The following is a 17,966-nucleotide window of genomic DNA, read 5'->3' as shown; positions in this document are numbered from 1 at the left end:
TTTCCCGAACATGCGAAGATGTCTCGACTAAGCGAGACATGAAGGGCTAAGGATCGTGCCGCATATAGGGGCGGCCTTGCCCCGGTCGCAACATGCAAGGGGATCGCCATGGCCGACATGCGTAAAATCTATGTGCTGAACGGACCCAATCTGAACATGCTGGGCACCCGCGAGCCGGAAATCTACGGCTATGACACGCTGGACGACATTGCCGAGCGGATGGACGACGCTGCTACGCGCGCCCATGTCGAAATCGATTTTCGCCAGTCCAACCATGAAGGCCATCTGATCGACTGGGTGCAGGAAGCCCATGCAGAAGGCGCCCACGCGATCATCATGAATCCCGGCGGCCTCACGCACACGTCGGTCGCGTTGCATGATGCGATCAAGGCGGTGACCGTGCCGGTGATCGAAATCCACCTGTCCAACCCGCATAAACGCGAAGCCTTCCGCCACAAAAGCTATGTCGGCATGGCGGCCAAGGGGACGATCGCCGGCTTTGGCCCCATGTCCTACATGCTGGCGCTGGAAGCCGCGCTGGAACTGTGAAGGGGCGCGTTTGGGCGCACAAAAGTTGCGCTTTGCCGTAAATGCGCATAGGCGCGGGCACCAGAAACGATATTCACCGGCCAGGGACTTCAACATGACCGAAAAACAAGAAAAGGGCGCAATGCAGGTAGACGTACAGCTGGTGCGCGATCTGGCCGCGCTACTCGATGACACCAATCTGACCGAGATCGAGGTCGAGGACGGCGACCGCAAGATCCGCGTCGCGCGCAAGGCCGCCGCCAGCGCCGCGCCGGTCTATGCCGCCGCGCCTGCGCCCGCCGCCGCGGCCCCGGTGGCTGCCGCTGCTCCGGCGCCCGCCGCCGCGCCGGCCGAGGCTTCACTGCCCGCCGGCACGCTGGTCAAATCCCCGATCGTGGGCACCGCCTATCTCTCCGCCGAACCCGGCTCCGCCCCCTTCGCCCGCATCGGCGCGCAGGTCGCCGCCGGTGAGACGATCCTGATCGTCGAAGCGATGAAGGTCATGAACGCGATCGCCGCACCCGTGTCCGGTACGGTCAAGGCCGTGCTGGTCGACAATGGCCAGCCGGTCGAATTCGACCAGCCGCTGATCGTCATTGAATAAGGCCGTCGGACCCATGGCCATTGAAAAGCTGCTGATCGCCAACCGCGGCGAAATCGCGCTGCGCATCCACCGCGCCTGCCATGAAATGGGCATCAAGACGGTGGCGGTCCACTCGACCGCCGACGCCGACGCCATGCATGTGCGGCTGGCCGACGAAGCGATCTGCATCGGGCCGCCCGCGGCCAAGGACAGCTATCTGAACGTCGCCGCGATCATTTCGGCCGCGGAAATCAGCGGCGCGGATGCGATCCATCCGGGCTATGGCTTCCTGTCGGAAAACGCCAAGTTCGCCGAAATCGTCGAAGCGCACGGCATCGCCTTCGTGGGGCCGAAGCCCGAACATATCCGCACCATGGGCGACAAGATCGAAGCCAAGCGCACCGCCGGCGCGCTGGGCCTGCCGCTCGTCCCCGGCTCCGACGGCGCGATCAGCGACCTGGAGGAAGCCAAGGCGATCGCGGAAAAGGCCGGCTATCCGGTCATCATCAAGGCCGCGTCCGGCGGCGGCGGTCGCGGCATGAAGGTGTGCAATTCGCCCGACGATCTGGAAACGCTGATGCAGCAGGCCGGGTCGGAAGCAAAGGCCGCCTTTGGCGACGCCACCGTCTATCTCGAAAAATATCTCGGCAATCCGCGCCATATCGAAATCCAGGTGTTCGGCGACGGCAATGGCAACGCCATCCATCTGGGCGAGCGCGATTGTTCGCTCCAGCGGCGTCACCAGAAGGTGCTGGAAGAAGCCCCCTCCCCAATCCTGAGCCAGGCCGATCGCGACCGCATCGGCGGCGTCTGCGCCAAGGCGATGGCCGATATGGGCTATCGCGGCGCGGGCACGATCGAATTTCTGTGGGAAGATGGGGAATTCTACTTCATCGAAATGAACACCCGGCTTCAGGTCGAACATCCGGTGACCGAGATGATCACCGGCATGGACCTGGTCCGCGAACAGATCCGCATCGCCGAAGGCAAGCCGCTGTCGGTCACCCAGGACGAGCTGCGTTTCACCGGCCATGCGATCGAATGCCGCATCAACGCCGAAGATCCCAAGACCTTCGCGCCGTCGCCGGGCACCGTGACCAGCTATCATGTGCCGGGTGGCATGCATGTCCGCGTCGATAGCGGCCTGTATCAGGGCTATAAGGTGCCGCCCTACTATGACTCCATGATCGGCAAGCTGATCGTCTATGGCCGCACCCGCGAGGGCGCGATCATGCGGTTGAAGCGGGCGCTGGAGGAATATGTGATCGAAGGGATGAAGACCACCATCCCGCTGCATCAGGCGCTGCTGCGCGATCCCGATTTCCTCAACGGCAACTACACGATCAAATGGCTTGAGGAATGGTTGGCGCGGGAGGGCGACGCGTGAAGGCGACCATCTGGCACAACCCCAAATGCGGCACGTCGCGCAAGACGCTGGCGATCCTCGAAGAGACGCCGGGCGTCGAGGTCGAGGTGATCGAGTATCTGAAAACCCCGTTCACCCGCGACAAGCTGGCGCAGATCATCGCCGACGCCGGATTGACCCCGGCGGAGGCGATCCGCAAGATGGGCACCGACGCAGAGGAACGCGGCCTGCCTACCTTGGACGCCAGTGCGATCCTGGACGCAATGGCGTCAGATCCGGCTTATGTGAATCGCCCCTTCGTCGAGACCGAGAAGGGCGTTCGCTTCTGCCGGCCGCAGGATAAGGTATTGGAAATTCTATAAAAATCTAAACACTCTATCATTGCATATCCGAAACGATCTTTGTTCTGAAAATGCGATATAATTGTCCAACTCCCTGTCTCATGTCGCCACGTCACAGGCGCGTAACAAAGCCATGATCTGAGCGCTTGCTTTGATGGCGGGAAGCCGTAGCTTCTCTCCTCATGGCAAAGGAACCGACATTGGCGACCATCGCCGTCTACAGTCTGAAGGGCGGCGTGGGTAAGACCACCTTCGCGATCAACCTGGCCTGGGCATCGGCCTGCATCTCCAAGCGGCGCACCCTCCTCTGGGATCTCGACCCGCAGGCCGCGTCGAGCTGGTTGCTCTCCACCGACACGGAAAGCCGCGACGCGGCGCAGGCGATCTTCAGCAAGGATGTGGACGTCCGCAAGCTGATCCAGCCGTCGACCGTGCCGGGGCTGGACCTGATCGCCGCCGACACCTCCTTGCGCAGCCTCGACCATCTGTTCCGCGAAATGGACAAGAAGAAGCGGCTGGCCAAGCTGATCGAGAGCCTGGGGCGCGACTATGACCGGATCATCCTCGATTGCCCGCCCGGCCTGACCGAGACCAGCGAGCAGGTGCTGCGCGCCGCCGACCTGATCGTCATCCCCGTCATCCCGTCCCCCCTGTCGCAGCGGGCGATGGGCGAGGTCGCCCGCTATCTGGTCCAACGCGGCGGCAACCATGCGCCGATCCTGCCGGTCTATTCGATGGTCGATCGCCGCCGCAGCCTGCATCGCGCGGCGCTGGACAGCCAGTCGGGCTGGCCCGCCATTCCGATGGCCAGCACGATCGAGCAGATGACGGTGCGCCGCAAGCCGCTAGGCGCTTTCGCCCCGACTTCGCCGCCGGCACAGGCCTTCGCCTCGCTGTGGACGATGGTCGAGCGGCAATTGCAGGCCGGCTAGAGCGGCGTCAGCCGATGGCAGCCCGCTGGGGTTTCGGAAACAGGCGCGCCGCGTCCTGGGGCAGCATCGGCCGACCGAAATAATAGCCCTGCACCTTCTTGCAGCCCAGCCGCCGGACCATCTGCAATTCGGCCTCGGTCTCCACGCCCTCGGCCGTGGTGCTCATGCCCAGGCTTTCGGCCAGCGTCACCACGGCCCGGATGATGGCCAGGCTTTCGGCGGTATTCTTGGACGCGCCAACGACGAAGCTGCGATCGATCTTGATCGTGTTGAACCGGGTACGGCTGAGATAGCCCAGCGAGGAATAGCCGGTGCCGAAATCGTCGAGCGAGAGCTGGATACCCAGGCTGAGCAACTGGTCCAGCACCTTGAGCGCGCCCGCATCCTCGTTCATGAATACGCTTTCGGTGACCTCCAGCTCCAGCCGGCGCGCGTCGAGCCCGCTCTGCGCCAGCGCGGACACGACCGCGGCGACGAAGCTGGGATGGGTCAGCTGCTCGGCCGAGACATTGACGGCGATCCGGATATCGTCCGGCCAGGTCACCGCCTCCATACAGGCGGTGCGCAACACCCATTCGCCGATCGGCGCGATCAGCCGCGCTTCCTCAGCCACCGGTACGAACTTGACCGGCGATATGACGCCCAGTTGTGGATGGGTCCAGCGCACCAGCGCCTCGAACCCCAGCACCACGCCCTGGTCGGCATCGACTACGGGCTGATAGAGAACGTGCAACTGATCCTTTTCCAGCGCCTCGCGCAGCGCCAGCTCCAGCTGCCGCCGCTCCTCCGCCTGCGCGTGGAGCCGCGGCTCATAGGCGCAATGCACACCGCCGCCCTCATCCTTGGCGCGATAGAGGGCGAGGTCGGCGCTGCGGATCAGGGCTTCGGACGCGCGGCCATCCATCGGCGACAAAGCCGATCCGACCGATGCGCCGACATAGAGCATATGCTGGTCGATCTGATAGGGGGCGGAAAGCGCCCCGATGATCGCCGACGACAGGCGAGGGATGGCCGCGCTATCGGCGACATCCGGCATGATGACGGCGAATTCGTCGCCGCCGATCCGGCCGCAGAATATGTCGGTCGCGCAGACCTGGCGCAGCCGCCGCGCCACCTGGCTCAACAGCTTGTCGCCGATCTGATGGCCCAGCGTGTCGTTGATAGACTTGAAGCGGTCGAGATCGATCATAAGGAAACCGCAGCCGGGCGAGCGGCCTTTCGCCGCGTCCATCGACTGGTCCAGCACCTCGCGCAGATGGCTGCGGTTGGGCAGGCCGGTGAGCGGATCGAAACGGGCGAGCTGCGCGATCTTGTCGGCCGATTCGCGCTGCGCCGTCACGTCCGACCCGACCCCGCGGAACCCTTGGAAAATGCCGTTTTCATCGTGGCGGGGCGAAGCCGACAGCTCCCACCAGCGCCATTGGCCCTTGACCTCGACCGGAAGGAGCAGATTGCTGAAACTCTCGCGCCGCTTCAAATAGTCGGCCAGGCTGTGCAGGCCGGCTGCGAACCGGCCGTCGTCCCAACCGCTGCCCGCCAGCATTTGCACCAGCGGCGCTCCCTCCAGCTCCGCCGGCTGCATCCCCATCGTTTCGGCGAAACGGCCGGAAACGCCACTGATCCGCCGCAGCGCGTCGGTCTGCCACAGCCAGTCCGATCCCCCTCCCTCGAACTCCCGCAACAGCAGGCTGACGACTTCGCTCTTTTCGGCCAGTTGCGCGGTCGTGCTGTGCTGCCGCGCAAAGGTGCGCGCATAGATGAAACAGCCGGCCAGCAGCGACAGGGCGTAGCTGGTCGCCAGCGCCCGCAACGGCATCTGGCCACCTTGGTCGAACATGGCGAAAAGACCCAGGATACAGGGTAGCAAATAGGCAGTGGCGGACAGCGGGGTCGCCGCATAGCTGATCGCGCCGCAGACCATGATGCAGCTGATGAGGGTCCAGAGCGCCACCAGTTCCGCAGTCTGGCCGGATCGCGACACCAGCACCATGCAGGCCGCCCAGACCAGCCCCTGCAACAATCCCCCCAGCCCATGCCGCCGCAGATCGGATGGCGACAGGCCGATATTCTTCGCGCGCCCCCGTTGCCGGTCGAGCAGCAGGGCGATGGTCGTCGCGGCGATCAGCGCCGCGCTCCACCCGCCCAGCAGAACCGGCGAGCAGCAATGAGAAAAGACCTCCCACAGAAACAGCAGGCCGCAGATATTCATGCCATGGCGCAGGATGGCGACGCTGTCGGCGGATCGAAGCTGGGCCTCCAGCACGCGCAGGCCCGCTTCGTCCTTCACGGGCGAAAGGCCCGCCATGGCGCGCAGCGACGCGCGCGCCTGGCGGTCCGGTTCTACGGCTTGGTCCTGCTTGCTACCCACATGACCGGGTTAGCAGTCATGGGTTATCAATCGGTAACCTTGGCCGAGAGGATATCGCGATCGGGCCGAGTGTCAGGCGGCGATATCATAGGGCCGGATTTCGCCGGTCAGATAGAGGTTGCGCGCCTTCGACCGGCTGAGTTTGCCCGAACTGGTGCGCGGCAGGGTGCGTGGCGGCACCAGTTCCACGACGCAGTTCATGCCGGTGATGGCGCGGACCCGCTCGCGGATCTGGTCGCGCAGGCGCGACCGTTCTTCATTGTCCGACGTGCGGCAATGGACCAGCACCGCGGGCGCTTCCTCGCCGCCCGGCGTGGTGATGGCGAAGGCGGCGATGTCGCCCTGCTTGAAGCCGGGCAGTTGCTCGACAGCCCATTCGATATCCTGCGGCCAGTGATTCTTGCCGTTGATGATGATCATGTCCTTGGCGCGGCCGACGATGTAGAGATAGCCGTCGCTCAGATAGCCCATGTCGCCGGTGTCGAGCCAGCCATCCGCCATGCACGCCTTGGTCGCGGCTTCGTCGCGGAAATAGCCGACCATCAGGCTGGGACCGGTGGTCCAGACCTTGCCGATCTGGCGCTCGCGCAGCAGGCCGCCATCCTCGTCGCGGATTTCCACGATCATGTCCTTGGCCGGCTTGCCGCAATTGACGATCGAGCGGAAGCGCTGGGGACGCCCCTCTGTCGCGTCGCCGCCCGACAGATCGGTTTCCTCGACCAGTTCGACGATGATCCCCTCGCCCGGCGGCATGATGGTCACGGCCAGCGTCGCTTCGGCGAGGCCATAGCTGGGCAGGAAGGCCTTGGGGCTGAACCCCGCATCGGCGAAGGCGTCCACGAAGCTCTGCATCACGTCGGGACGAATCATGTCCGCGCCATTCCCGGCAAGCCGCCAGCGGGACAGGTCGAACCGGTCCTCCGCCTTGGTCTGGCTGGAGATGCGGCGGGCGCAGATGTCATAGCCGAAGGTCGGCGAATAGCTGATCGAGGTGCCTTCATTGCGGCTGATGAGGTCGAGCCAGGCCAGCGGACGGCGGGCGAAATCCTCGGTCTTCATATAGTCGGTCGACACCTGGTTGGCGACGACCGACAGGAAGCAGCCGACCAGGCCCATGTCATGGTACCAGGGCAGCCAGCTGATGCAGCGATCGCTGTCCTGCACCTGCATCCCGTGGCTGTGCGCCGACAGGTTGGACAGGAGCGCATGATGCGTCACCGCGACGCCATGGGGGAAGCGGGTCGAGCCGCTGCTATATTGAAGATAGGCGATCTCGTCGGTGCGCGCCTGCGGCAGGTCGACGGGCGACGCGTCGCGGGCGATGAAATCCTCGAAGGCGATGCTTTCGACCGATTTCTGCCGACCGGATTCGCCGGCCATCTCTTCCAGTTCCTTGGGGAAGAGGAACAGCATCGGGTCGCAGCTGGAAAGCTGGACGTTGAGCTGGTCGATATAGCTTTCCTTGCCGCCGAAGCTGGTCGGCAGCGGCAGCGGCACCGGCCAGGCGCCGGCATAGACGATGCCGAAGAAGAGCATGGCGAAATCGGCGCCGGTTTCGGCGACCAGGGCGACGCGGTCCTGCGGCTTCACGCCATGGGCGATCAGGCGGTGGGCGCAGGCAAGCGCGTCGGCGCGCAATTCGCTGAACGGATAGGGCCGCGCAAGATTGCCCCGCGCATCGTGGAAATTGAGGCCGCGTTTGCCCTGCGCCGCATAGTCCAGCGCTTCGCCCAGCGTCCCGAAATCGGAGAAGCGGCGCGGCAGATCATCGGTGGTCGGCGTCGGTGCCATCATCTCTTGCGAACCCGTCATATTGGTTTCACCCAATGTCATAAAAATCGTGAAGGCGCGGCCGCTATCATCTTTGACTGCGACATGCACCGGATATTGCATTCCAGCATGCACTCATAGCCGACAAGGCGCGGTGAAATTCCGGCCCGACTGTGGCATAAAGATGGCGCATGTCGCATGTTGCATCATGATGACCGGCAAACGCCTCCCTCCACCGCTCGACGAAAGCGCGTTGCGCGACATGGCGCTGCGCCATGTCGCCCGCTTCGCCACCAGCCGGGGCAAGCTGCTCGCCTATCTCAAGCGCAAGATCAAGGAGCGCGGCTGGGGCGGCGAACAGCCCGCTGACCCGGAGGGGCTGGCCGACCGCTTCGTGGAACTGGGCTATATCGACGATGCCGGCTATGCGGTGATGAAGAGCGGGGCGCTGGCCCGGCGTGGCTATGGCGCGCGGCGCATCGGCGAGGAATTGCGCGCGGCCGGCATCGGCGAGGAGGATCGCGAACAGGCCGATGCGCAGATCGCGTCCGAAGCCTGGGCGGCGGCGGACCGCTTCGCCCGGCGCAAGCGGGTCGGCCCTTATGCGACCGGGCCGCTTGACCCCAAGCAGCGGGAGAAGGCGATCGCGGCGTTTCTGCGCGCGGGTCATGATTATGCCGTCGCACGGCGCTGGGTCGATGCCCCGCCGGGGGAGCCGATGGCGGCGGAGTGAGAAGGCCGGAACTTCTTCCATGTCGCATATGGCGAAATTTTCGTCGGAACTTCGCCGCCAGCGGTCGCAGACCAGCGGAGAGGCGGGGTTGACGATGCGAAGGAACCGGGCGCGGCTATAGCGGAAACGGGGGGGTGTAGGACAGCGGCAGGCGGGAAATATGAAGCAGGATAGATGTTGCACCCAAGACAAGATGTAGAAGCTTCTCAAAGGCGAGCTAAAGCGCCGGAATATTTCCTATGCGGAGTTGGTCGGGAAGCTGGCCGACATTGGCATCATGGACTCTGGGCCGAATATCAGGAACAAGCTGAGCTGGGGTAAATTTACAGTGGTGTTTTTGGTCCAATGCTTAGAAGCGATCGGGGCATCATCCTTGCGGCTTTCGGATGGCTAGCACTCACGGCTGCATCACCAGAACAGAAGGCCAATGATCACAACCAAGCCGATGCCGCCAGCGCCAAAGCATTGCAGAATATTGCTTCTGCCATCCAGCAGGCGAACGAACGATCAGAGCCAGACGCCGGATGCCAGCCAGGTCAAGACGCGCGTAATTCCGATCTTTGCGCTCAGTGGAAAGCTGCTGACGCTGCCAAGGATTCCACTGACTGGGCTAGGCGCGCTTTCTGGCTGGCGTTGCTTGGCACTTTCATAGGGGCGTTTACTTTGGGCGCGGCTGGCTTTGCTGCTTGGTACGCACGCGCGGCCGCAAAGCATACAAAAACCGGCGCGAACGAAGCCAGAAGAGCTGCCGATGCTGCTGAACGACAAATAGCTGTCGCGGAACAATCCGCGGAGTACCAGTTGCGGCCATATCTTGGCGTGTCCGCAGAAAATACCACCTTCGGGGATATGCGAGGATTCTCGCTGGAAATAAAAAACGTGGGCATAATGCCTGCAAAGCAGATTATTGTAAAAACGGCGATGTCCAGAAGTAAATCTAACCGCCCTGATCGAAACAAAGACGGAATACCAACTCCTCAAGGAGAGCAATTTTTCAAAGAATTGGTGTCTGGAGACAATATTATCATCGTCTATCATACGGATAGAGGGAATCCAATCTTTCCTCTCATTTCCAAAGGATGGTTCATCAATTTCCAAATTGACGTTAGATATGAATGGGTTGGCTTGGATGGGAGGCCACGAACCGATCACTGCGTTTGGGATGCCGTCACAGAAGGTCAAACATTCGAAGACGTGACCTGGCAACCTAGTGGGCGCACCATGAGAACGGCTGAAATCATACAGGCCAAAAAGCGAAGCCAACCACGCCGCAAGCCCAAGGACGAAACTATTCAACCCTCACCACCCACCGGGGATAGCCCCGGATAAGCGACGCTGCGATCTGCGATACGTCCGCCATCAGTGGCGATGACAGCCGTAACCGCCTTGCTGCGTTCGCTACATGATGCCGGACAGACGGCGGAAGGGCGGCTTTCACTTCGTCATCCCGCCGGAAGGAGGGAGATGCCCGCTTGCGCTGGCACGACGGAACATGATCGGCCCCCCAATCAGATTGACGGTTAATACCCTCCCCAACGGCCGCGAATCGCATTAGGCAGTCATGATGATCCGCCTCCCCGCCCTTCTCGTCCTCGGCCTGCTGGCCGCCTGTTCCGGCCCCAAGCCCGCTGCCGACAATAGCGCGCAGGCGCAGGCCGTCACCGCCGCGCTGCCGGTCGTCATCTCGACCGCCAAGGGCGCGCATCGGCTCGACGTCGAGGTCGCCGCCACGCCGCAGGAGCAAGAAAAGGGGCTGATGTTCCGCAAGGAACTCGCTGCCGACGGGGGGATGCTGTTCCCGATGGACCCGCCGCGCACCGCGAGCTTCTGGATGAAGGATACGCTGATCCCGCTCGACATGCTGTTCATCCATACCGACGGGACGATCGCTTTCCTGAAGAGCAACGCCGAACCGTATTCGCGCATCCCGGTGTCCGCCGGCATTCCCGTCGCCGCCGTGCTGGAACTGCGCGGCGGGCGCGCGGCGGAGCTGGGAATCGCGGAAGGCGACCGGGTGAACTGGGGCGGTTGCGCGGTGCCGGGCGGCAAGGTCACGACCGACCGCAATTTCTGTCCGGCCGCGCCCCGATAGCGCCATATCCTCCTTGCCCGCGCCCGTCGCAGCGGCTAAGCGCTTGGCCCATGGGAATCCTCGGCAAGATCTTCACCTGGTGGGATGGCGCGACCATCGGCACCGCTCTCTTCACCTCCCGCAAGGGCAGCAAGGTCGGTGAAGACCATCAGGGCAATATCTATTATCAGGGCGGCATCGACCCCAATGGCCTGACGCGCCGCTGGGTCATCTATAATGGCGTCAACGACGCCAGCCGCGTGCCCGCCGAATGGCATGGCTGGCTGCATCATTCGATCGAGGGTGCGCCCGAAAGCTTCCTGCCGCCGCCGCGCATCTGGGAACTGGAATCGACCCCCAACGCCACTGGCACCGCCCACGCCTATCGCCCGTCGGGCGCGCTCGAAAAGGGCGGCCAGCGCCAGAAGGCGACCGGCGATTATGAGGCGTGGAGCCCCGACGCGGCATGAGCCGGCGTCCGGCGGGGGGCGTCCCGCCGATCCTGTTGTACGCGCCTCTGCTGTCCTGCGCGCTGGCCCTGGCCGCGTGCGGCAAGAATGATGTGCCTGACGGCAACCAGACCGGCCCGGTCAAGGTCGAAGGATCGCCGATCCGGTCGGTCGCCGGCACCGCCCTGCCCGGCACCACGCCGATGGCGGAACGCACCGCCGTCGTCGGCCTGCTCAACAAGCGCAACGGCCTGACCCGCGACCTGACGATGAAGCCGGGCGAAGCGCTGCGCGTCGGCGACGCGATCGTGCGGCTACAGGCGTGCGAAACCAGCGCGCCCTGGGAAAATGTGCAGGAAACCGGCGCCTTCATCCAACTGGACGTGCGCAGCAGCGCCGACGGCAAATGGCGGCGCAATTTTTCCGGCTGGCTGTTCCGCGAACGGCCCGACCGCAATGTCGTGCAGCACCCGATCTATGACGTCTGGGTCAGAAGCTGTGCAATGGCCTGGCCCGAAACCGGGTCGGAGACGGTGAAGCTGGGCGCCAAGGGCGAACCCGTGACGGCATCGCCCGCGAGCGGCGCAAACGCCCGTTCGGCCGCCACGCCCGAACCGCGCGATAATGCGCCCGCCCCGGCCCCCAGCGCCACGCCGCCGGCCGCCGCGCCCAGCAACTGAAGATAGTCGCGCTGGCTGATTTCAACGGCGCCCATCGTGCGCAGATGATCGGTCATGAACTGGCAGTCGAGCAGGGTGAAGCCGCCGACGCGAAGCCGCGCGACCAGCCAGGCCAGCGCCACTTTCGACGCATCGGTCCGGCGCGACACCATGGATTCGCCGAAAAAGGCACGACCGATGGCGACGCCATAGAGGCCGCCCACCAGTTCGTCGCCCTCCCATATCTCGATCGAATGGGCGAAGCCGGCTTCGTGCAGGTGGCGATAGGCGGCTTCGATCTGATGGTTTATCCAGGTCGAGGGGCGATCTGGCGCGGCCTGCGCGCAGAGCGCCAATATCTGCGCAAAGGCGCGGTTCGCGCTGACCCGGAAATGGTCCCGGCGGATCGTCTTGGAGAGCGAATGCGACAGGTGGAAACCGTCGAGCGGCAGAATCGCGCGCCGCTTGGGTTCGACCCAATAGACCTCGTCCGCATCGCGGTCGTCGGCCATGGGAAAGACGCCGATGGAATAGGCCTGCAGCAGGACGAGCGGATCGATCATCATTCTGGCCAAGGAGTAGCAGACGGGGCGGAAGGGGAAAGCCCTCTGGATCGATTATGGCATCCGGCGGGAGATTGACTTGCGACGGCGCGGCCCTAGCTTGCCGCCCCATGAAAAGCCTGTCCCTGGCCCTGCTGCCGCTCCTCCTCGCCGCCCCCGCCGTCCACGCCGCCGCCGATCCCTATGCGGATCGGGTCGCCAAGGTGCTGAAGGCCACCCCCCTGATCGACGGCCATAACGACTGGCCCGAAGCGCTGGCCGACAAGGCCAAGGAAGGACGCTGGACGATGGCGCTCGACCGGCTGGACCCGGCAACCTTCCATACCGATATCGAACGGCTGCGCGCGGGCGGCGTGGGCGGGCAATTCTGGTCGGTCTGGGTGTCGGCCGACCTGCCCGAACTGCAGCAGGTCAAGGACACGCTGGAGCAGATCGACCTGGCCCATAGTTTTGCGCGCCGTTACCCCAGCGACTTCGCCTTCGTCACCACGGCGGCGGAGCTACGCGCCGCGCACAAGGCGGGGCGGGTCGCATCGCTGCTGGGCGTGGAGGGCGGCGGCCAGATCGACGGCAGCCTGGCCGTGCTGCGCAGCTATCGCCAGCTTGGCGCATCCTATCTGACGCTGACCCACGCCCGCACGATCGCCTGGGCCGACAGCGCGACCGACAATCCGCAGCATGACGGGCTCACCCCGTTCGGCGAGGCGGTGGTGCATGAGCTGAACCGGCTGGGGATGCTGGTGGATCTGAGCCATGTCAGCGAGGGCACGATGCTGGACGCGCTGCGGGTCAGCAAGGCGCCGGTGATCTTCTCCCACTCCAGCGCGCGGGCGATCTGCAACACGCCGCGCAACGTGTCGGATGCGGTGCTGACGCAGGTGGCCGCCAATGGCGGCGTGGTGATGGTCAATTATGCGCCGCAATATGTGTCGGAAGCGCGCCGTATCTGGAGCGCGGCCCGCAGTGCGGAAGTCGCACGCTATAATGCACCGCCCTTTGGCGGCCTCTATATCGGCGATCCCGAAGGCGCGAAGACGGCGCTGGCGGCATGGGAGAAGGCCAATCCCGAGCCGGTGGTGACATTGGCGCAGGTCGCCGACCATATCGACCATATCGCCAAAGTGGCCGGCGTCGACCATGTCGGCATCGGCAGCGATTTCGACGGCGTTGGCGCGCTGCCGCAGGGACTGGGCGGGGTGCAGACCTATCCGGCGTTGCTGGCCGAACTGATGCGCCGGGGCTGGAGCGACAAGGATATCGCCAAGCTGGCGGGCGAAAATGTGCTGCGCGTGATGGCGGCGGCGGAGAAGGTCGCGGCGGGGATGGCGGGCGAACCGGCGGGGAGCGGGACCGTGGCGGGGCTGGATGGCGTGAAACCATAGGCAGCCCTGGTCCTCTGCGCCAAAGGCCTGGGGAGGATTTTCAGACCGCCTAACTGACCGCCGCCTCCAGCAGCCTGATCGTCCCCGCTTCCGCGTCCATTTCCGCGGCCACACCCAGCGGCAGGCTATATTGGTTGGCGACGTGACCGAACTGGCCGCCCTGAAAGGCGGGGATGCCGAGCGGCTCCAGATGCTGTTGCAGCACCTCCGACAAAGTGAAGCCGCCATAGCTGGCGCCGCCCGGCCCGCAGTCGGTGCATTGGCCGAAGGCGACGCCCGCCAGCTTGCCCAATATCCCCGCCAGCGATAGCTGGGTCAGCATCCGGTCGATGCGATAGGGCTGCTCGCTCACATCCTCGATGAACAGGATCGCGCCGGTGAAATCGGGCAGATAAGCCGTGCCCATCAGCGCCGCCAGCACGGTGAGGTTGCCGCCCAGCAGCCGCCCGCGCGCCACGCCGGGGCGGAAGGTGCGGATGCGCCCCGTGCGCTGCGCCAGCCGATCGTCATGCCCGACCGGGGTGGAAAAGGTCGGCGTCGCCGCGTCGAAGGCGACCGCGCGGAAGGCGTCCCAGCTAAACGCTCCCCAGCTGCTCGCGGCATTGGGGCCGTGGATGGTGGTGAAGCCCGCTTTGGCGGCGAAGGCCAGATGGAGCGCGGTGATGTCCGAAAAGCCGACCAGCAGTTTGGGATTTTTACGGATCGTCGCGAAATCGAGCCGAGGCAGGATGCGCGCGCAGCCCCAGCCGCCGCGCACCGCGAAGACCGCCCGGACCTGCGGGTCGACGAACATCGCGTTGACGTCCGCCGCCCGATCCGCATCGGTCCCGGCCAGATAGCCGTAGCGCCCGGCGAGATGCGGCGCGGCCCTGGGCTTCAGGCCCATGGCGAGGATCGTTTCCTTGACCAGATCGAGGTCGAACGCGTCGTCGCTGAACCCCGCCGGCTCGATCAGGCCCACCGTGTCGCCCGCGCGCAGCCGCGGCGGCTTCACCAGAGGAGCAGGCGCGGCGCGCGCCGATATACTCATCGCCGCGAGCATCGCGCCCATTCCGGTCAGCGCGCCGCGCCGGTCCATCCGCATCGTCAATAGCTGCTCCCATCCTTGTGGCGGTAGGCCCCGCCCGACCAGAGAAGATCGATATCGGGATAATGGCAATCCCCCGTCGGCACCCGGCCGAACGCGACGAACACGCAATCGGCCGCGCTTTCATTGACCAGATGATGGCCGTTCGGATCGCCTTTCGGAAAAGCCGCCATGTCGCCGGCCGTCATCGGCGTGCGCTTGCCCTCCTCCACCAGCATGGCCTCTCCCGCCAGCATCAGCACGAACTCGTCCTCATCCTCATGCCAGTGGCGCTGGGACGACGCCGCGCCGGGTTTCAGCACGACATGGCTGACGCCGAAATCGCTGAGGCCGTGGGCAGGGCCGAGCCGTCGCACCCATCGCCCGTCGACGATAGCCGCATGGCCGGCGGGATAGCCGGTGCTGTTCGTCTGCGCGATGCTGTCGAGGTCGATCCGTGGCATGGGCCGGTCCTCCTGTGGCCTGTCCTCTTGGGGCTGGCCCCCAAAAGCTGGCCAACCCGCATGGCTTTCGCTAACGCGGCAGGATGAGCATGACCAGCACCAATGACGATGTGGTGGCACTGGCCCGGCGCCTGCTGGCCTGCCCGTCCGTAACCCCCGCCACCGGCGAAGTCTTCGCCGCATTGGAGGCGATGCTGGTCCCGCGCGGCTTTACCGTGGATCGGTTCACCGTGGGCGAAGCGCCCGACGGGCCGGTGGAAAATCTGCTGGCCTGGCGCACCACCGGGGCGGGACCGCATTTCGCCTTTGCCGGACATCTGGACGTGGTGCCGCCGGGCGCGGGCTGGACCAGCGATCCGTTCGCGCCGGAAATTCGCGGCGACCTGCTCTACGGGCGGGGCGCGGTGGACATGAAGGGATCGATCGCCGCCTTCGTCGCGGCGCTGGACGCGCTGCCAGACGACCTGCCGGGCACGATCAGCCTGATCATCACCGGGGACGAGGAAGGGCCGGCCATCTATGGCACGCTGGCGCTGATGGACCGGATGCAGGCGCGCGACCTGCGCCCGGACCTGTGTCTGGTGGGCGAACCGACATCGTCGGCGCGGCTGGGCGATGTGGTGAAGATCGGCCGGCGCGGGTCGGTCAATATGTGGATCAGGGTCGCCGGGTCGCAGGGGCATGTGGCCTATCCGCATCTGGCCGACAATCCGATCCCGAAACTGGTGCGCATCCTGACGGCGATCGAAGCCGAGGTGCTGGACGAGGGGACCGACTGGTTCCAGCCCAGCAATATCGAGATCACCGACCTGGAGGTCGGCAATGTCGCGCATAATGTGATCCCCGGCGCGGCGACCGCGCGCATCTCCATCCGCTTCAACGACCAGCATAGCGGCGCGTCGCTGATCGAGCGGATCAAGGGGCTGGCGGCGACCGAGGGCGGCATAGTCGAAGCCAAGATCAGCGGCGAATCCTTCCTGACCGCGCCGGGCGCGTTCAGCGATCTGGTCAGCGGCGCGATCCGCGACGTGACCGGCGTGGAGACGGAGTTGTCGACCACCGGCGGCACGTCCGACGCGCGTTTCCTGTCGCGGATTTGCCCGGTGGTGGAATTCGGCCTGAACAACGCGACCATGCACAAGCTGGACGAGGCGGTGGCGGTGCAGGATCTGCATGACCTGACGCGCATCTATGCGCTGGTGGTAGCGCGGGCGCTGGGATGAACCCAGGCGCGGCCGGGGGAAGATACCTGCCTGTTCCGGTCCGCGGGCGTCAGAAATCCAGTTCCGCGCGCCAGCCGATGACATCGACGCCATAATCGCTCTTGCCACCGGCCAGGATCGCCGCGTCGGTATAATCCAGATGGGCGTAATTGACGTTGAAACGCAGATATTCGACCGGCGTCCACACCAGCGCGGCGATGATCCCGTTCTGCTTGCCGCCGACGATATCCTTGTCGTTGAGGCTCAGATAATCGTAGCGCACCGTCGCCTGCAACGCACCCCAGCCGCCGCTGCCGACCGGGCTGTCGGGCTTCACGATGCCGAAGATGCCGTTCTTGTAGCCGCGCGTTTCGCCGGTCAGGACATAGCCGACCTCGCCATAGCCGCCGAAGAAGGTGGGATCGGCCAGCCCCGGCCGCGAAACCCGCAGCCAGTGGGCCTCGCCCGCCCACCATAGCGGCCCGCGCTCGCCGGCCAGTTCCAGTCCATAATGGCTTTCTCCGTCGGCCGGAATATTAGCCGTCGCCAGGAACCGGCTGTTGGCGCTGTGGAGATAGGCGCGCTGGCGATAACGCTGCGGATTTTCCGCCAGCCGCTGGAAATCGCGCCAATGGCCGGACAGGCCGAAATGCAACTGCGTCTTGCCGAACCTGGGCGCCAGCACGACCCGGCCATCGACGCCATAGCTGTTGTTTTCGTCTCCGCCATCGGCCCCGTCGGCATCGTTGGTCAGCGAATCCGCGCTGTCGGAAAAGATACCCGCCTGCGCCAGCACGATGCCCGACCGATATTGCGCCGACAGACCCAGCCGCCGCTCGAAGCCGAACGCGTCGGTGAAGGCGGCCCGCTCCATCACCGATCCGCCGGTATCGCCGATCAGTTCGTCCAGCGACTGGAAGCTGTTGTGATTGCCCAGCGTGACCAGCCATTTGCCCTTTTCATAGGTGATGAAGGTATCGACCAGGTCGACGCTGTTGTCGGACAGCTCCAGCTCCAGCTTGTAGCCGAATCCACCGCCCAACTGCCCCTCGCCGCCCAGACGCAGGCGGCGCAGTTCGTTGGAATAGCCCTTGGCGCGATCGGTGATGCTGTCCGGGGTCATCAGCAGCCCGGCGTCATATTGGATGCGGCCCTTCACATGGAAGCTGGCGGCGCCCTTGCTGAACACCGGCCCGCCCTTCCAGCCGATGACGCTGTCGCTCGCCGGCCTGGCCTGCGCCACCTGCGCAGGCGGGGCGGCCGATGCTGCAACGGGCGCGGGCGCGGGCGCGGCCGGCGCGCTGTCCAGCCGCGCCTCCAGCCGATCGACCTGCGCCTTCAGCGCGGCGATCTGGGCGCGCAACGCGTCGGCTTCCGCGGCGCTGATCGCCTGCGCACACAGCGGCGCGGGCGCCATCGCCAGCGCGATGGCGGTGCCGGCGGCCAGTCGGCCCATCACCGGTCGCAATATGGGACGCATCGATTTCCC

At 65.1% G+C, this 17,966-nt stretch carries 18 protein-coding genes and 1 pseudogene; 13 read left to right on the top strand and 6 right to left on the bottom strand.

Annotated elements, in window-relative coordinates; genetic code table 11:
• Nucleotides 1–108: 108 nt before the first annotated feature.
• The 5 genes from aroQ to ABT375_RS16510 all read left to right on the top strand — a co-directional run bounded on the left by aroQ (nt 109) and on the right by ABT375_RS16510 (nt 3,750).
• Nucleotides 109–549, top strand: coding sequence for a type II 3-dehydroquinate dehydratase (gene aroQ, locus ABT375_RS16530; RefSeq protein ID WP_129927167.1), 441 nt, complete (start codon nt 109–111; stop codon nt 547–549).
• 94 nt (nt 550–643) lie between these two features.
• Entirely contained in the window at nt 644–1,132 is a 489-nt protein-coding gene (gene accB, locus ABT375_RS16525) for an acetyl-CoA carboxylase biotin carboxyl carrier protein (protein WP_416463367.1), read from the top strand.
• Between the two features lie 13 nt (nt 1,133–1,145).
• Nucleotides 1,146–2,498, top strand: a complete 1,353-nt coding sequence (gene accC / locus ABT375_RS16520) for an acetyl-CoA carboxylase biotin carboxylase subunit (RefSeq protein WP_416463366.1) — start codon at nt 1,146–1,148, stop codon at nt 2,496–2,498.
• Nucleotides 2,495–2,839: an arsenate reductase family protein gene (locus ABT375_RS16515; protein ID WP_416463365.1), complete on the top strand. Its 345-nt coding sequence runs from the start codon at nt 2,495–2,497 to the stop codon at nt 2,837–2,839. Before accC ends, ABT375_RS16515 begins: the two co-directional genes overlap by 4 nt.
• A gap of 161 nt (nt 2,840–3,000) precedes the next feature.
• Nucleotides 3,001–3,750, top strand: coding sequence for a ParA family protein (locus ABT375_RS16510; protein WP_224549697.1), 750 nt, complete (start codon nt 3,001–3,003; stop codon nt 3,748–3,750).
• Between the two features lie 7 nt (nt 3,751–3,757).
• Here ABT375_RS16510 and ABT375_RS16505 read toward each other — a convergent pair whose 3' ends face one another.
• Both ABT375_RS16505 and ABT375_RS16500 read right to left on the bottom strand, forming a co-directional pair.
• A complete protein-coding gene (locus tag ABT375_RS16505; RefSeq protein ID WP_315975816.1) occupies nt 3,758–6,055 on the bottom strand; it encodes a putative bifunctional diguanylate cyclase/phosphodiesterase in 2,298 nt (765 codons plus the stop codon).
• A gap of 135 nt (nt 6,056–6,190) precedes the next feature.
• Nucleotides 6,191–7,951 (bottom strand): fatty acyl-AMP ligase, encoded by a 1,761-nt coding sequence (locus ABT375_RS16500; RefSeq protein WP_261935447.1) that lies wholly within the window; start codon nt 7,949–7,951, stop codon nt 6,191–6,193.
• Between the two features lie 148 nt (nt 7,952–8,099).
• On the opposite strand from ABT375_RS16500, the gene ABT375_RS16495 reads away from it, so the two are divergent.
• The 6 genes and pseudogenes from ABT375_RS16495 to ABT375_RS16470 form a co-directional block, all read left to right on the top strand.
• Entirely contained in the window at nt 8,100–8,621 is a 522-nt protein-coding gene (locus tag ABT375_RS16495; protein ID WP_416464924.1) for a regulatory protein RecX, read from the top strand.
• 247 nt (nt 8,622–8,868) lie between these two features.
• Nucleotides 8,869–9,015, top strand: coding sequence for a DUF6471 domain-containing protein (locus tag ABT375_RS16490; RefSeq protein WP_416463364.1), 147 nt, complete (start codon nt 8,869–8,871; stop codon nt 9,013–9,015).
• Complete coding sequence (locus ABT375_RS16485) at nt 8,967–9,950, top strand: hypothetical protein (protein ID WP_416463363.1); 984 nt, start codon at nt 8,967–8,969, stop codon at nt 9,948–9,950. Before ABT375_RS16490 ends, ABT375_RS16485 begins: the two co-directional genes overlap by 49 nt.
• A gap of 235 nt (nt 9,951–10,185) precedes the next feature.
• A complete protein-coding gene (locus ABT375_RS16480) occupies nt 10,186–10,713 on the top strand; it encodes a DUF192 domain-containing protein (RefSeq protein WP_416464923.1) in 528 nt (175 codons plus the stop codon).
• Nucleotides 10,714–10,763: 50 nt separating this feature from the next.
• On the top strand, nt 10,764–11,162 hold the full coding sequence (locus ABT375_RS16475; RefSeq protein WP_261935449.1) for an NADH:ubiquinone oxidoreductase subunit NDUFA12: 399 nt from the start codon (nt 10,764–10,766) through the stop codon (nt 11,160–11,162).
• Nucleotides 11,159–11,581, top strand: a pseudogene (locus ABT375_RS16470) (DUF2155 domain-containing protein); the annotation flags it as partial. The gene ABT375_RS16475 and the pseudogene ABT375_RS16470, both read left to right, overlap by 4 nt.
• 35 nt (nt 11,582–11,616) lie before the next feature.
• Here the strand turns inward: ABT375_RS16470 and aat are convergent.
• Nucleotides 11,617–12,366: a leucyl/phenylalanyl-tRNA--protein transferase gene (gene aat, locus ABT375_RS16465; RefSeq protein WP_416463362.1), complete on the bottom strand. Its 750-nt coding sequence runs from the start codon at nt 12,364–12,366 to the stop codon at nt 11,617–11,619.
• 107 nt (nt 12,367–12,473) lie between these two features.
• Between aat and ABT375_RS16460 the strand changes: the two genes are divergently transcribed.
• Entirely contained in the window at nt 12,474–13,745 is a 1,272-nt protein-coding gene (locus ABT375_RS16460; RefSeq protein ID WP_224549690.1) for a dipeptidase, read from the top strand.
• Between the two features lie 49 nt (nt 13,746–13,794).
• On the opposite strand, the gene ABT375_RS16455 is transcribed toward ABT375_RS16460, so the two are convergent.
• Both ABT375_RS16455 and ABT375_RS16450 read right to left on the bottom strand, forming a co-directional pair.
• Nucleotides 13,795–14,829, bottom strand: coding sequence for a S66 peptidase family protein (locus ABT375_RS16455; protein ID WP_416464922.1), 1,035 nt, complete (start codon nt 14,827–14,829; stop codon nt 13,795–13,797).
• A 2-nt stretch (nt 14,830–14,831) separates the two neighbouring features.
• Complete coding sequence (locus ABT375_RS16450) at nt 14,832–15,275, bottom strand: cupin domain-containing protein (RefSeq protein WP_416463361.1); 444 nt, start codon at nt 15,273–15,275, stop codon at nt 14,832–14,834.
• A gap of 83 nt (nt 15,276–15,358) precedes the next feature.
• On the opposite strand from ABT375_RS16450, the gene dapE reads away from it, so the two are divergent.
• On the top strand, nt 15,359–16,498 hold the full coding sequence (gene dapE / locus ABT375_RS16445) for a succinyl-diaminopimelate desuccinylase (RefSeq protein WP_416463360.1): 1,140 nt from the start codon (nt 15,359–15,361) through the stop codon (nt 16,496–16,498).
• A 49-nt stretch (nt 16,499–16,547) separates the two neighbouring features.
• Here the strand turns inward: dapE and ABT375_RS16440 are convergent, their stop codons facing one another.
• Nucleotides 16,548–17,957, bottom strand: a complete 1,410-nt coding sequence (locus ABT375_RS16440) for an OprO/OprP family phosphate-selective porin (RefSeq protein ID WP_261935452.1) — start codon at nt 17,955–17,957, stop codon at nt 16,548–16,550.
• Nucleotides 17,958–17,966: the final 9 nt, after the last annotated feature.

The organism is Sphingomonas sp. VDB2 (assembly GCF_047946695.1).
Taxonomy (GTDB): Bacteria; Pseudomonadota; Alphaproteobacteria; order Sphingomonadales; family Sphingomonadaceae; genus Sphingobium; species Sphingobium bisphenolicum.
This window is presented reverse-complemented; position numbering and strand designations above follow the sequence as displayed.